At 34.3% G+C, this 15856-nt stretch carries 16 protein-coding genes; 13 read left to right on the plus strand and 3 right to left on the minus strand.

Annotated features, from left to right (window positions below):
• The first annotated feature begins 24 nt into the window (after positions 1-24).
• The 13 genes from DMZ48_RS10565 to DMZ48_RS10625 all read left to right on the plus strand — a co-directional run bounded on the left by DMZ48_RS10565 (position 25) and on the right by DMZ48_RS10625 (position 11519).
• Positions 25-567, plus strand: coding sequence for a hypothetical protein (locus DMZ48_RS10565; RefSeq protein WP_143955115.1), 543 nt, complete (start codon positions 25-27; stop codon positions 565-567).
• A 163-nt stretch (positions 568-730) separates the two neighbouring features.
• Entirely contained in the window at positions 731-1369 is a 639-nt protein-coding gene (locus DMZ48_RS10570; protein WP_143955116.1) for a hypothetical protein, read from the plus strand.
• A 46-nt stretch (positions 1370-1415) separates the two neighbouring features.
• Positions 1416-2108 carry a tetratricopeptide repeat protein gene (locus tag DMZ48_RS10575; RefSeq protein ID WP_143955117.1) on the plus strand — a complete coding sequence of 231 codons (693 nt, stop codon included), beginning with the start codon at positions 1416-1418 and terminating at the stop codon, positions 2106-2108.
• Between the two features lie 26 nt (positions 2109-2134).
• Positions 2135-2773, plus strand: a complete 639-nt coding sequence (locus DMZ48_RS10580) for a hypothetical protein (RefSeq protein ID WP_143955118.1) — start codon at positions 2135-2137, stop codon at positions 2771-2773.
• A 293-nt stretch (positions 2774-3066) separates the two neighbouring features.
• Entirely contained in the window at positions 3067-3417 is a 351-nt protein-coding gene (locus tag DMZ48_RS10585; protein ID WP_143955119.1) for a hypothetical protein, read from the plus strand.
• Positions 3418-3503: 86 nt separating this feature from the next.
• Complete coding sequence (locus DMZ48_RS10590; protein WP_143955120.1) at positions 3504-4100, plus strand: hypothetical protein; 597 nt, start codon at positions 3504-3506, stop codon at positions 4098-4100.
• A 154-nt stretch (positions 4101-4254) separates the two neighbouring features.
• Positions 4255-4905 carry a hypothetical protein gene (locus tag DMZ48_RS10595; protein WP_143955121.1) on the plus strand — a complete coding sequence of 217 codons (651 nt, stop codon included), beginning with the start codon at positions 4255-4257 and terminating at the stop codon, positions 4903-4905.
• A 209-nt stretch (positions 4906-5114) separates the two neighbouring features.
• Positions 5115-5957 (plus strand): hypothetical protein, encoded by an 843-nt coding sequence (locus tag DMZ48_RS10600; protein ID WP_143955122.1) that lies wholly within the window; start codon positions 5115-5117, stop codon positions 5955-5957.
• 167 nt (positions 5958-6124) lie between these two features.
• A complete protein-coding gene (locus tag DMZ48_RS10605) occupies positions 6125-7828 on the plus strand; it encodes a hypothetical protein (protein ID WP_143955123.1) in 1704 nt (567 codons plus the stop codon).
• Positions 7829-7983: 155 nt separating this feature from the next.
• Entirely contained in the window at positions 7984-8586 is a 603-nt protein-coding gene (locus DMZ48_RS10610; protein WP_143955124.1) for a hypothetical protein, read from the plus strand.
• 567 nt (positions 8587-9153) lie between these two features.
• Positions 9154-9969: a Plug domain-containing protein gene (locus DMZ48_RS10615; protein WP_143955125.1), complete on the plus strand. Its 816-nt coding sequence runs from the start codon at positions 9154-9156 to the stop codon at positions 9967-9969.
• 77 nt (positions 9970-10046) lie between these two features.
• Complete coding sequence (locus DMZ48_RS10620; RefSeq protein WP_143955126.1) at positions 10047-10679, plus strand: hypothetical protein; 633 nt, start codon at positions 10047-10049, stop codon at positions 10677-10679.
• Between the two features lie 132 nt (positions 10680-10811).
• Positions 10812-11519, plus strand: coding sequence for a hypothetical protein (locus DMZ48_RS10625; protein ID WP_199287968.1), 708 nt, complete (start codon positions 10812-10814; stop codon positions 11517-11519).
• Positions 11520-11902: 383 nt separating this feature from the next.
• Here DMZ48_RS10625 and DMZ48_RS10630 read toward each other — a convergent pair whose 3' ends face one another.
• The 3 genes from DMZ48_RS10630 to DMZ48_RS10640 are packed head-to-tail and all read right to left on the minus strand — an operon-like array spanning position 11903 to position 15852.
• Positions 11903-13501: an efflux MFS transporter permease gene (locus DMZ48_RS10630; RefSeq protein ID WP_143955127.1), complete on the minus strand. Its 1599-nt coding sequence runs from the start codon at positions 13499-13501 to the stop codon at positions 11903-11905.
• Positions 13502-13504: 3 nt separating this feature from the next.
• On the minus strand, positions 13505-14566 hold the full coding sequence (locus tag DMZ48_RS10635; protein ID WP_143955128.1) for an HlyD family secretion protein: 1062 nt from the start codon (positions 14564-14566) through the stop codon (positions 13505-13507).
• Positions 14566-15852, minus strand: a complete 1287-nt coding sequence (locus DMZ48_RS10640; protein WP_143955129.1) for a TolC family protein — start codon at positions 15850-15852, stop codon at positions 14566-14568. Before DMZ48_RS10640 ends, DMZ48_RS10635 begins: the two co-directional genes overlap by 1 nt.
• Between the last annotated feature and the right edge of the window lie 4 nt (positions 15853-15856).

Genomic DNA, 15856 nt, shown 5'->3' on the forward strand with positions numbered 1-15856 from the left:
AAACCGCTGGCAACAAGTTAAAAAATGAGATTACCAATAACATTATTCGTTCTGATTTTATGCTTTTCGTCCTGCAAGGAAAAAGTAGAAAAGAAATCTAAACCCAAAACAGAAGAAACGGAATCACAAGTTCAACCGACCGAAAAAGTGGATTTAACAAAAGTTCCTGATTCTTTGGAATTAATAGCCGACAAAAATCTGATTGGAGACTTTAACGGAGACAATAAAGCGGATTTCACTTCTCTTGTTAAAAACAAAAACAATGACAAAATCGGAGTTTTGATTCTCAACAACTCTCCAAACCAAGAAAGTTTCATTTTTGGAGCTGGAAATGAAGTTGACCAAATGACCGACTTAAATTGGATTGAGGTATTCAAAACTCTACCGAAAGGAGAAATTGTTTCACCGACTTTGGTTGACGAAAAAACTGGAGACATAATCGGACAAGATGAGAGTAAAAATTTCAAACTAATTGGAAACGGAATTTATATGAGCGTAGAGGAATCTCACGGTGGCGGAATTATTTTCTGGAACGGAAAAGAATATAAATGGTATCACATAGAATAAAAAGCCAGTTGCCAACAATGTATGACCGCAATTACGGCGTCCCGAAGCTTCGGGAGACTACGTCCGAATCCACGCGGAATTGCTAACGCCAGTGCTAAACCGAAAAACAAAGTAAACCAAACCGATAACTGACGGTTATACCAACCGTTGTGGGCTATGTAAAATGACAGACGAACATCACATATTAAGACTTATTCAAAGCCATAAGGAATTTGATCATTTCGACTATTCTAAAGCGGTTGACTGGGCTATTGACTTAATCCGACAAGGAAATGAGACTGACAATGTGTTAATGCTTGCTTCATTTTCTAAACCGATTGACAGATTTGAAATTAGTCCTTATGTAACAAACGTTCTTAACGATTTAGGACTTGAAGAACTAGACTATAAAAGTGCTGTGATTGCACAAACGCATTACCACTTGAACGAAATTCTAAACGAACGTGAGATAAGAAAGAATTTGAAATCACTCTACCAACTATGCGAGGAAAACGACTTTGAATCGGGTCTTATGACCTTCTATATGATTTATCACGGATGGGACGAACTAGAAGAATTAGGAGTGAACTATTACTTTGAAGGTGCGGACTTGAACAACATTGAAGAAGAACTAAAAAAGGAAGCGAGAAAGTGGATTGACAAATATGTTCACGGAAATGAAGACGAGTCTGGCGAACAACAACGAACGGAAGAAAAAGAAAAAACACTACCCACAACAACGGCTATAAGCAAGCGGGCGGACAGTGCTAAACGAAACAATAATACTTTTAAAAAACTATGGTTACGGCTGATAGGAAAGTAGGTTTTAAAGCCCGCCTACTCATAGCAAAACCGTTGTACCCCATAATATGAAAAACCTAGTTATAATTCTTACGATTTTTATCAGCATTAATTCCTTTGGACAAATCAAAGATGTTAAAACCATTTTTAATGAAGGAAACGATGCATTCCAGAAAAACAACTTCAAAAAAGCAAAAGAAAAGTATTTAGAAGTAATATCCTTCGATAAGAAACATAAGGACGCTCACTTCAATTTAGCATTAACGGAACTTAAACTAAACAATAAAGAAACGGCCTGCGAATACTTAAATAAGTCTTATCGATTAGGAGTTACTGAGTCTTATGATTTGATTACTCAATTATGTGGTAGACTGGAATATTCAGAAAGAATGTGGCGGTACGATGTAGATGAGTTGCCTAAGTTCAAAAGAAATGCTAAATTTCTCCTTTTATTTTTGGAAACAAAATTCACAAATAACCGAATGACCAGTATTAGAATTAATCCTGAGTTCATCCAATTTCTCCTCCCTACAATAAAGAAAAACAAAGAATTAAAAAGTATAAAAGGGCAGGTTAATATAGTTTTTCATTTTGATATAAATGGTCAATTTAAAATCTATGCTATCAATGGAAATATAAAAGAATCACAAAAATCTCAATTAGCATTTGTACTGAAAAACACAACGGAATTGATTCCTGCTAAATATGACAATAAAAATGTGGCATTATATGCAAGGATGAATTTGCCTTTAAAATTTTAATACGGGGTACAACATTTGACCAAACAATGGAAATCCGAGTTTTAACGATATTATTTTTAGTTTTTTTAGGTTGCAAAAATGCGACTGAAAAGAAAACTGAACAAGTCCAAATTGTTGTCGATTCAACTGAATTAAAAATAGAAAGAGCTGAAAAGCCGACTGAAAATCCAAAACTGATTTCTTTTCTAGAAAATCCTATTGATTTACAAACTTTCAAAAACTTAAAAAACCCAAATTACGTCACAACAAGCGTAACAAATGGAACTGACTACTATTTTAATCCAAAAATTAAGGATTCTATTTTCTATGATTATTATTACCCAAGAGAGGATTTTACTGACCCAAGAAAAATTGATCGTATAGTGGTTTTTAAATTCGGAAAGAACAAACACAGATATGAAGATGAAACTGAAATTCTGATTGAATTCAGGGTTTTTAATGAAGATTCGGATTTAGGAAAAGCTAATCTCATCGGACTTTCAAAAACGGAATTGGAATCAAAATTCGGGAATGATTTCCTGACTTTCGATAATAGAATTGCTTACTCGAATAAAAATAAAGTATTGATTTTGGAACTTGATAGCTCTAAAGTCAAATCCTATCGATATATAAAATTAAACACCGAGAAAATCAACTCTGATTTAATCGGACAAATAATAAAATAAAAAAACGTTGTACAACAAGATGTATGTGCCATTGCCGGTTCCTCTCCCCTATTTAAATATTTTCTTACATTAGGCCGTGAATACAAATCGAGCCAAAAGTTAGTACAGTTCACGATCTGCTATGGCAACGGCTCATAAACCGGAGCGTTGTAACACATTTAAAACCAATCATAATTGAACAAAAATCATATATTGGAAACTCTGACAACCGAAAAAATAAAGCGGAATTTTATGCTGATAGATTCATCATATTTTCAGAGATTATTTATGATGAAAATCGCAGATTTTTTGACTTGTATTTAAATGTTGGAACAAATGGAGTTTTAGAAAATCAAACAAAAACGTATAATGAACTAATTGATAACCTGAATGAATATTTGACTAAAATTAGTGAATATATAAAATCGACTTACTCAAACTCTGAAAAGAAAAAAACGGCTGAACTGGATAATAAGAAACTAAATATTGAAGTCGTTCAGATTACTCAAAATAATAAAAACTTTGACGCTGTTATTGTTTGCGGAAAGGAATACAAAAATTTCGGAGTTTTTAAAAAAAATATTGGAATTAGAACTGAAATTAAAGATGGTCGAATAATAACAATGGAAAGGAAAACGAATACTTTAAAAGAAAATCTGAAATAAAAACGTGTTACAACACCGTATAGTGCATCCCCTTCGGGATACACACCATACAAACAAAGTTAACGCCAAGTTTAAAAAAAGAGAACATGAAAGCATTTTTAATCATAATTTTTGGTTTAATCTCGCTTATTGGAAATTGTCAAATACCAGAGATGAATAACCCGAAGGAATTTCCATATCAAGTCAATGAATGGTTAGTTGATTCAATTAATAATAAGCCAATCAACTTTTACTTAAATAATCCTGCCATTGACAAGTACTCAAAACTATTTTATCAAGGAAAATTTGCAGTGTCGGACGATGAATTAACATTTGCATTTCTTGACAGTGTTTTAACAACAAATCAGGAAACTAAAGATTTCTATTTGTATGTTTTTAACTGCGTTCTAAGAATCACGGACGGAGCATTATCTGAATACATTGGACAAGATTGTAAAGCGTATCTGGAAAAATATCCATGCGATTTTATAAAACTTAAAAATAACAAGTTGTACTCTGACAATTATGAGAAATGGATTGACTTTGCAGCATACGAATTTTACTTTGACGAAAATCCGATTGAAAAGACAAACGAAAAATTTAAGATGATTAATCACATTGTGAAAAAGAATTGTGTACAACAAAGTTCTGAACTTGAAAATATACGATTGAAAATAATAGTGTTTATAAAAGAAAATGAATAAAAACCAGGCGTTAACACGGTACATATTGCAGGGCGGGGTTTAGTGGTACGCCAACTGCGGATTTTCGCATTGCAGTTCCGTGTCCTTTGGACAGGAACGCTCTCCGAGATCCGCCCCGATAACATGTACCAAACCATTGTGTAGCATTTGAAAAATGAAGAATATAGGTATAATATTTTTAACATTTCTTATTTTGAGCTGTAATAGCCATACAGATAAAAAACCAACCGAAAAAGTGGACATTGAATACATCAGCTCAAACTATAAAAACGAAACGGATGATAAAATTGAATTTAGTCGAATTGTAAAAGACAGCTCTACTCTGAATCTGATAGAAGGAGAAATTCGTTTTGATGATAATTACAACACTCTTCAGACAATAAAAAATAAAAGAACAATATCGAGATCTGAAATTGATTCAATAAATTCTAATCTTAAGGAAAAAGGCTACAGAGACAATTTTGATAATATTGGAAAAATCATTTTTGTTCAAATGCAACCCAAAAACGAAAACGACTTTCAAGTTTTGGACTTAAGACATAAAATGGAGGAAAAGATTCACGAAAAACTGAAAAGTAACGGACTAGGCGAATGGGTTGCAGGAGACTTAGGACCAGGTGGAGCAAATATGTTATTTGAAGTTACCGAATGGAAAAAGTCAATCTCAATGATTATGAACATTCTGAATCAAGAGGGAATTTTAAAGAATAGTTTAATAATGAAAAGGTTAAATACTGCAAAAGATGATTGGAATTATGAAATCATATATCCTATAGATTATGATGGAGTATTTAATCAAATGTAAAAACGCTATACAACAATGGCCACAAGTAATTGCTTGTTCTCGACTACTGCTTCCCGCACGTGCGGGACTCGCGGATTTTCAGTTTGGTGTGTACCTGTCTGCCGACAAGCAGGCTTGCAAAGTTAACCGCTAAATCACGCAACTACTCATATCCAATACCGATGAGCGTCATTTTGGAGTTCGCATAAAAATCAAAATTTAAAGTTTTAATGAAAAAATGGATTTTAATAATTATTGGAATTATTCTGATTGGAATAATAAGAATTGCAATTAAAATCAACTCTGATTTTGACGACCTCACAGAAACTTATAATTCTGAACATTCTCTTGATGAACCGAATTTGAATATTCTTTCTGAATCTAAATCACCAAACGAAAAATATAAATATTACGAATATCAATTTGACAAAGGTGCACTTGGATATTCAAGAGTATTTTGGTCAGTAATAGAAAATAATGAAAGTAGAAATGAGCTTAAATCTGGATTGATTCCAAGTGGATACAAAATCATTGGGTGGAATGACGATAGCGAATTGGCATTACAAAAATGGAAACCATATTACGAATCTAATACTAGGTATGAACTCGACAATAAAATGGAATTCAATGGAATAAAAATACATATATCGAATACGGAACTAAATTCAAAAATTGAAAAGAAAGAAAGGGAAAACACAAGTATAGTTTCTGATACAATTACAAATTGGCAACTATATATAGATTCTGAGTTACTATTTGCAAGTAATGTGGCTGATTCAAATCGATTTACTGCCGAAATTAAAAAATCAGACAAATATGAAAATCTGTACTTGAAATTCTTTTATGACTTCAACAATGAAATTATGAAACGTGAAATAAAGTTGGTTTCCGAAAATAAAACTTTAGCAACATTTGAGAACGAAAACAGAAGTCATTCACCTTTTCCGATAGAAAAATACATTTTGGATAGAATAAGAATGGCAAATCCAAATAGGGAAATGAAAATAGTCTATTCTGACCCAATTATGAAAAACGGAATTATAATTGGACTGTTAAAATTAACGAACGAATAAAAAAACGAACGCACAACACCGTATAACAACAATTGTGGCTTTATGTCCTGCGGACACAACCGCGCAAGCATAAAAGTTGGTAATTTTAGCTATCTTAGTTTCAAATCAATCCGCAACTGATTGTTATACAATACCGTTACCAGCAAGCTGAACCCAACAAAACGTAAATGAAAAAACAATTATTTACTTTAATATTTCTATTAGTCTCAATCTTAACTTTCGCACAGGAAAAACTTGAACCAACAATTCTAATACTTTCCCCAAATGAAACAAAATTTGAGAAATCATTCAAGAAAGAAATAACAGAATATAATAACAGTATTGTAAAAAACAATAATACTTCAGAAACAGAACTCTATCTTAAATCTGAAGATTTTTTATCACAACCCGAAAACATTCGAGAGATGTTAAAAAGTGAATTAGAATTTGCTAAAAACATAGATTTCTTCAAAAATGCAAGTTCCATTTCAGAGCAATTTTTAGCATATCGTTTTTTTGAAAAGTTCCCAAAGCTATTAATTATTCTAAAAGACAAAAAAAGCGATGGTTCATTAACTAATTTAAAAAGCATATCCGAAAATGAGAAATTTCAATATGTTCTTAATTTCTCCAAAATTGAGTTGTACGAAAAGAATGATGTTGGTTATGCCGAAATACAAATCCAATTATTTGACAACATATCAAACTCAATAATATTAGATAAATCTTATATTGGAGACTGGAATAATCCAGGATTTGAGTTTGCGTGTGTTAATGAATCAATTAATTGTACAATTAACAATGCTTTGTCGAAAGCATTGAACGATATTATTTATACAATTGCAATTAACAGTCCAACATTAAAAAAAGAAAAACAATTAAGTCAAGAAAGATTAAATATTCTTTCAAATGTATATTTAAGAAAAGATTTTGATGAGCAATTTTTAAAAACCATTTTATCCAATAATAATGATAAACCTTTTCAATTATTACTAAATGCTGACAAAACAAAATTTGTAGCTTTTTTTATTGAACAAGTTTCTTCTCAAGATTTTAAAGAATTAACTAAAAATAAGAAAGATAAAAACGCAAAAATCATTTCACCAAATGACATTAAAGACAAGGAGTTTCTTGAAGAAATTCCAAGAACATATGCTTACATTATTAAAGCTGTACAATACAATGATAAATGGTATTATGAAAAATCAAACGTTACTTATTTTGAAGCAAACTCAATAAATGAAGGACAGGAACAATATTTTAACAATCTTCAACATTGGAATTTTTTCAAAGAAAATTCAACAGAATTAAATTCTGACTTTTGGGAAACAAATTTATTTGAAAAAGTCCCTGATTTAAAAAAAGACCCAGATTGGGATAAATATGGTGAAGATATGTGGAAGTCAGATGAAATCAATAATAGAAACTATATTGGATTATACGAAATTGTAGCAGACTCTTTGAGAAAAGTAAAACAATCAAAAAACACTTCTTTTGAGGAAAAATTAAACAAAGACATTTTTGAACCAGCTTATGAAATTTTAAAGAAAAACAACCCTGACAGATATTCAAAATTATCTGTTCACTCTTTAATATATTCAGAAAATAAGGATTTAGCGATTAATCCTGTCCTTGTAACCGATAAGAATGGCATAAAAAAACTTCACTATTTTGTGGCATTTAATGATTGCCAAAAATTATATGAGTGGAGCTATTTTGAGCCTGTAGACATTAAAGGCAATTTATTTGGAAGCAAAGTTGTTGACCAAATTGGTTCTATTACCGAATGGAATTTTTCCGTTGATAATCTAAATGATGAAAAATTTTGGAATCAATATGTTTTACTAAAACAAGGAAATGATTATAAATATTTAAAGAAAATAAAAGAATAAAGCCAGCTGGTAAAAACCTATATAAGCCATTGCTTGGTCAGAACTACTTTGGAAAATCCTTGCAGATTTTCCATCTGAGTTTTGTATTTGGATTGGTTCGCGCTAAACCATGCTACGGCTCATACACAAACCGTCAGACTGCGCAAAAACCTATTTTGAATACTAGAATATTTGGAGGGGTATCTGAGAAAAAAATCAAATACGGGAATCTCAGAGAATTAAATTTAGTTATTGCGCAGACTCCCGTTGTACCACATATTATGAAATCGAGATACGTATTAATATTATTTCTAATTATTCCAATTTTCAGCATCTCACAAAACTTTGAGCTGAAAAGACCAAATGTTGTGGAACTAACTGAGGAATTGAAAAAAACCAATTATTCGCAAGACGTTACATACCTATACCTAAATCGGAACTACAAAGTGGAATCTGAAAAATTAGAAGTTAAAAAGTATGCCTATCCTGATTATAGCATTTGTGCTTTTAAACAAAAATTTGAAAACGGAATTGTATACTCTGAAGAGCAATGTAGAGAAGCCGGCGGAATAACAACAAAACTTACTTTACCGAAAACCGACAAAAAAAGCTTAATTCAATGGGTTGAATTAATTTTTAAAAGTTCGACAATGGAAATAGAACACGGATGGAATTCGGATAAAACCAAATTTGGACCGACTGACGATGGAGCTGGTTGCTATTTTGAAATTAAAGAAACTGAAAACAATACGGAAATTGATATGTATTGCGGCTGTTAAATTGGATTTATCGTATTTAATAAAGAAACAAAGGACAACGAACTTTACGTGTATATGAATGGAAAGCTGATTTTCAAAAGATGGTTAAAAACTGGTCAATCAAAAGTTTTTGACTTAATGGCTTATGACAAATACACGGAATATTCAATAAATGAAAATAAAAAATAACTGTTTACAACATAGGTGTATAAAAGCCATTTCTTAAACCCTACTAGATTTAGAATATTTTCTTAGATTAGACTCTAGAACTAAATCAATTAACCTGAACCAACGGCTCATACACTTACTTAAAACAGATTGAGAATTTGCCTTGGGTTTCAGCAATATTAAAAGAAGAAAAAATAGAAATACAGTTTAACTATTAAAAATAATTACACACAACAATGGCTATAAGCCATGGCTTGGCTCCTACAAGTTTCGACTATTTTCTTATATTTAAATCCACAATAAAAATGAGCCTGGCAACACGGTGGCTCGAGCCCGGCCAGAGGTGAAGGCCAACGCTTGGATCGAGCCACTCACCCACCCCGGCTCATAGCCCAACCGTTACCTGTCATATAACTACAAATGAAAATTATAGCTTTAACGATATACTTTTTCCTTTTAACCAACTTCTCTTTCTCTCAAATAAAGAAAAGAGATTTGAATGGTAATTGGAAAACGAATACCGAACTGTTTTCAAAAGTGGACACAATTAAATTCTATCCAAATATTAAAGATTGCGACCAAACTCAATGGACAATCATAAGGAGAAACTTTAAGACCAACGAATTAAATATATGCACACAACCACCAAGAATTAGCGGAATTGTTGGTGAGGAGAAAATTAAATTGAAAAAAAAAGATTTCGGACAAATAATTGAATATTATCAAAACGGAATTATTGCTGACAAATTCAGAGTTGTTGAGTTAATAAAACAAAATCCACAAGAACTAAAATTAATGAGGTTTGACAAACTATCCGAACAGAAATTATATAAATATGTCGACTCACTAATTTTTAAAGTTCTGAACTATAATTCAGAAAAAACTGAAAATAATTACGGAGTAAAAATTTCGGAATCTAATCCTAATGTAAAAATAAGAGACGGCGGAATTGGAAATCCTGAACCACTTGTTGTCGTAAATGGTAGACCGTTACAGAACAGAGAACTTTTAAAAGAACTATTGCTTGTGGAAACCTACGCCATAAAATATTTGACTAAAGAACAATCTGCAAGTATTTACGGTTCGAGAGCGATAAATGGAGCTATAGTATTACTGACATCTGAAAAAAGATTTAAGAAAATATGGAAAAAAATACGGCAGGTAACAATGTATAACCGCAATTACAGCGTCCCGAAGCTTTGGGAGACTACGTCCGAATCCACTCGGAATTGCTAACGTCAGTTCCAAACCGAAAAATTAACGATATTAACCCGTAACTGACGGTTATACCAACTGTTACCATTAATTTAAGAATGACAGAACTTTTAAAGAAATATTTAGTTATCAAATGGTGGATTCCGCTTCTCTTTTTCGGAATTTCTTTCATCTTTTTTATTACTGGAATTATATTGCCAAATACTGATTTTGGGTTTAATCTATTTGCTTTTTCTTTTCTGATACTATTAATCTCATCTATTTGGCAGATTATAAAAGGTAAAAAAAAGACTGGTTTTGCATTATTATCAATCGCTATAACACCAATTTTAGCTCTCGGATCTATGGTTTACCTATTTGCTGGAACGATGAATAAGCCTGACGGAGAATTAGCATTAGATAGAATTGAACCTTTAATTAAAGAAAAAACGGACTTAATTATTCCAAAGGGTTTTGAGGTTCTGAAAAACCTTATTGAACATACAGAAGGAGCTTTTGACTCTGATTATTCTATCGGACTGATAATTGAATATAAAGAATCTGATGAGCAAAATATTGTAGAGCAAATTCTCAAAAGTGCGGAAATGGAATCGGATAAAGGCTCGTGGAAAAAATATGAAAGCGGATTTGATTTTGAATATAATTACAACGAAATAAATAGAGCTGAATTGTTTTATTTTAAAGTAGATACTTTAAACAATAAAATGGAATTGAATTTAAGTCACTTATGATTAAAAAACTACTTGTAACAACGGCTATATCATTGCTTCTGACTTTCCTCGCAAATTTGCTATCTTCGGTTTACATGGGAAAATCCTAGTGGATTTTCACGCAACGAAACTATAGCCCGACCGTTACACCATTTGAAAAAAGCCATCTTCATAGCATTAATATTTGGAATTTTGGTTTCTTGTAAAGAGAAAACTAAATCAGAAAAGGAGGAAAATAAACCGACTGAAATTGCTGCTTGGAAAGTTGACTTGGACACGATTTTGGAAAAGAACAATCCGAAAAATCTCGACCTTTCCAAACATCAGTTATTTATCGACACAACTCGAAATTCAGAAAATTTTGAAAAACTGGTTAATTGGAAACCAAACCGATTGGATAATGACGCAATTGTTTATCACGAAAAGGAAATTTCAAAAAAACATAAACCAATAATGATTGACTTAAAGCAATTCCCAAAACATTGGATAAGTTTAAAGAAATTAAACAATGAATTTGTGATTTACGAACCTTGTGATGGAAATACAACCGCTTTTGAAATAAATAAGAGTTCGGTTCTCTTCTTTTATCAATTAGAACCTGATGCTGACTTAATAGCTGGATTAAAAAAAATTACTGAAAACGAAATCTCATTGGAATTAAGAACTATTCCTCAAAAGACGGAAACTGAAAAAACTGAACTGACTATTAAGCCGACTGAAATTGAAAATGTCTATTTGCTAACTTACAGTTTTGGCAAATGGTATGTAACACCAAAAGAAAAAGTGTCGGAATTTGATATAGTAGTTAACCATTGTCCGACAATGAAAAGAATGGAATTTAATGGCTTTGACAAAGAATAAAAAACGGTGTACAACAATGTATCCTATGAAAAGCATTAGTCGCTTTCTCCAAAGTTGATATTTTAATTTTCAACTACTTCATTATTTTATTTTTAAGCGTGTTGATTTATGGATGAAGCTCTGATTCATCTTTAATTCAATACTATATAACTTGCTCAGCATCCTATGTGATCAATTCAATTTGATTGTCACCAACACCTGCTGAATTACTTAGGAATAAGAATTACTTGCGACTTTGAAAAATGGTAGCCTCGGATTAGAAGTAACGTTCAATTTGGTGTGAAAAGGCTTTTAGCTGTTATCCCTCATCAAATCAATAGTATATAGAAGCTAAACTACCAGCAGTCTTCATTATATTTCCATTTGCCTATAAACTGACCTCCTTAAACCGGGATCAACTTCCTCCCTATCTTACGTATATGGTAATGGAAATGAGGTATTAACGCTATGGTTAGCATCACTAGCCCTATGAATATACTCATATAGATAAAATAGTCACGGACGAACATCAGGTTAGATTGTTTGGCGACTTCCCTGCCGAAGACAGCACTCACGGCATTTTCAGATCCTACGACCTTTCCCTCCTGTTGCAGGGCTGACGTATATGCGGAAATATGCTGCATCGCAATGGGATTATCTCCCGAAACCGTTTCGGCAAATGAAGCCTGATGAACCTTTTGCTGCTGCAGACTCATAAAAGAAACTAAAGCCATGCTTGCTGTGAACGAAAAGAATCGAAATGCTACTCCCGTTACGGAAGACGAAAAGCCGATCTGTGGTGGAACTGCCGTAACATAAAAGATCACGATCGAAAGTATCAGAGATCCGTTCCCGAATCCTTGCAGAAACAATGGCAACAATAGGTCGGTAATCTCCGCCTGATCACTGATCGATCTCAAACTTAACAGGTGATACCCCAATAAAGCCCCGAATCCTGCGATCCAGATTAGCCGGATATTTACCCTCCCTAGTATGAACCGCGCCGTTAAGGCGGCACCTGCAATAATACCGACGGCATTGATCAACATGATATACCCCTGATGATAACTATCGAGATTCACACTATTGCCGAAAAAACCGTAAAGTGCACTCGTATCTCCTTTTGCAAAATAAAAGGCGATAAGTAGCAGCATCCCGATTCTGAAGTTTCTTGCCTTAAAAACGGCCAGATCGATAAAGGGATCCTTTAATTTTAATTGCCGAATCACAAAAACCATCAACATAAATACAAATCCGATCATACATAGGGTGATACGCGCACTGCTTAACCATTGATAATATTGACCATATAATAAAACATAGGCGATCAGCAATAAGGTTGCAGCTAGCAGAACAAAACTTTTCCAATCAACATTTCTAAAGGGGATTCTTCCTTCCGGACGCAGATCTACAGCTGGTTTCAGCAGCAACAGAAATAGTAACAACCCCGGTAACAAAGCGTATATCTTTACCAGAAAGATACTGTTGAAATCAAAATCAGTGAAGACATAAGCATCCGCTATTTGTGCCAGTGGAGCGGTTGCAAACAATGAAGCATATAAGGTTGCATAACCTAATACCCTGCTTCGCTGCGCATGGAACTGTCGGAAGATCAAACTAAAACTGATTCCGATAAAACTGACCGAGAGTATCCCTCCGAAAAATCTTAAGATCAAAAGCACCGAAAAACTATCGGAATTATACAGGATCAGATTTATACTAACGTAAATTATACTGCACCATATCAGATAAGGCCTGGAAGAAAAACGGTTAAAAAAATGTCTTTCCAACGGAAACCCGCAAACAATAGCCAAATAAAAGATCACCACTGAATACCGTATATCAATAGCATCGACACCATAATAACTGGCCGCACTATTGATCCCTGCCATGTAGATCCCTAACACCGATGCGATCGGGATCAGGAAAAGGAAAATTGCAAACAAGATCAACCAATCCGGGACCCAGCTTCTAAATACGTCCTTATTCTTTTCGCTCGGCATATTTTAAGATTTAGGTACACAGACCTCTGCATTCATTCCGGCTCTGAGCTTCTGAAGTTTTGTCACATCATCCGTGAAAAGAATCCGTACAGGAAAGCGCTGGGTTATCTTCACAAAATTCCCGGTAGCATTATTGGTGGGGAGTAAGGAGAATTCGGAACCGGTTGCCGGAGAAAGCGATTCTATTCTTCCATGAAAAGTCTCATCAGGATAGGCGTCAATGGTTATGCTGGCTTCCAGTCCTTCCTTCATTTCGGCGATCTGCGTTTCTTCAAAATTGGCCACAATCCATTTTCCCTGATTCTGATCGACGATGAATCCTATGGTTTGTCCCTTTTGCACATACTGACCCTGTTGCAGATTCTTCTTCCCCATATATCCATCAGAAGGCGCTGTGATCACTGTATATTTCATATCCAGTTTCACTCTTTCAAGGGTAGATCGACGTTGCTGAATGGTCGCTTCCGCAACAGCGATTTGTGCACTCACATCCCGTGTCCTGCCTTTTGAGGCATGATACGCATTCTTCATGGCTTCAAAATTAGAACGAGCCACTTCCAGTCTGGTCTTTACATTTTCAAATTGCTGTTGGGTTACAGCCTCCCCTTCCAACAACTTCTTATACCGATCAAATTCCTGTTGCTGCTGCCAGAGTTCAGCTCTTGCAGCACTGATCTTGGCTTCACTGACACTCGCATTGCTGCTGGCCGTACCCACATTGCTTTCCAGTACTTTCAATTGTGCCTCAGCCGAAGCTAAGGCAGCTTTTGCTTCCAGCAAACTCACATTTGCCTCATCTTTATCCAGAATCACCAGCGTATCCCCTTTCGACACTTCCTGATGATCGCTATAGCGTATTTCCTGAACATAACCAGCAGATCTTGTCAATATTGGATTGATATATTCTTTAACCTGAGCATCATTGGTCTCCTCAAATCTCCAAAAACTGACCATGGCAAAAATTGCCCAGACCACAAGGAAAAGTAAAACGATCAATGCCACGATATAAGTGGTTTTAACTGCTAACCGGTCTATATTCTCGTATTTCTTAATTTTATCGTTCATTATAGTTCGCCTGTGATTTTTAATAATTGATAATAGTGTAAACGGGCTGATATCCGATTATTCACCAATTCGAATCTCGCTTGTAATAATTGCATATCAGCATCCAGAAGATCAGTAAGCAGAGAAAGCTGATTAAAATAGGTCTGATTTACGATTCGGTAACTCTCTTGCGCCTGATCAATATTCAATTTTGCGATCGCTATCTTTTCAAGATCTTCCTGTAAATGCATATAGGCTGCTTTCACCCCTTTTCGCATTTGATCATCGGTATGTTCCTTTTCAAGTTTCTGGCGATCCACCGCTATCTTAGCTGCTTCCTCTTTATGTTTATCATGATAAATAGCAGATATATCCAAAGACAGACGAATTCCTGCCACTCCCAGCAAATAAGGGGAAGTTTCATAGGGATATAATTTAATCTGCGGATACGAATACGTATAATCTCCGAACAATCCGATTCGGGGAAGTTTATCTGCCTTCAGCTCCTTTTCCTGAATTTCCAGCATCTCTATCTTCTTCTCAGCAATTCTTGATAACGGCGAAATCGTAAGGGCATCATGCATAAAATCGTGGTAGGTTTGTTCGGCCTTTAACAGGTTAACCCGAATACTGTCGGTTGGCTTTATCAATTGTTCATCTTCATACCCTACCAGAATATTTAAACCTTGCGTTGCCAGTTCCACGTTATTTTTCATTTCCAGTAAATTGGTTTCCTGCCGGGAAAGCTGCAGTTTGGCCCGAAGAAGATCACTTTTTAATACCACCCCGTTTTCATATAAAATTTTGATCTGAGCAAGACGCTTATCATTTCGTTCGATGTTCTGAAGAATCAATTGCTCAAACTCCATAGCACGCTGCATTTCCAGATAGGCTTCTGCCACCTTATAATGAATTTCCGAAGTGGTCTTTTCCTCTAAAAAAGTGAGGAGTTCCTGCCTTTTACCGGCTCTGGAAATTTCAAGGTTGGTCTTATTTCCGTTGTATAAATTGAAATATGCCTGTATCCCGGCATCATATACGCTGTGATCCTCTAAGGGTATGTAATCCGCCTTTTCCAAAATACCATCATTAAAAACCGGAATATTACTTAGCTTTCCATAACTCCCTTCAAATTCTATATGTGGTAATCGCTGGCTTTTAACATTAGCGAGATTCTCACTGCCGATTTCGCTGTCATAACCTCTCAATCGAATCTCTTTACTATAAATATCTGATCTTAGCCATGCTTCCTCAAGACTTAACGGTATGCTGTCAGCGATGATTTGCGCAGACAATAATCGGCTCATAACG

It is taken from the genome of Robertkochia solimangrovi (assembly GCF_007279655.1).
GTDB lineage: Bacteria > Bacteroidota > Bacteroidia > Flavobacteriales > Flavobacteriaceae > Robertkochia > Robertkochia solimangrovi.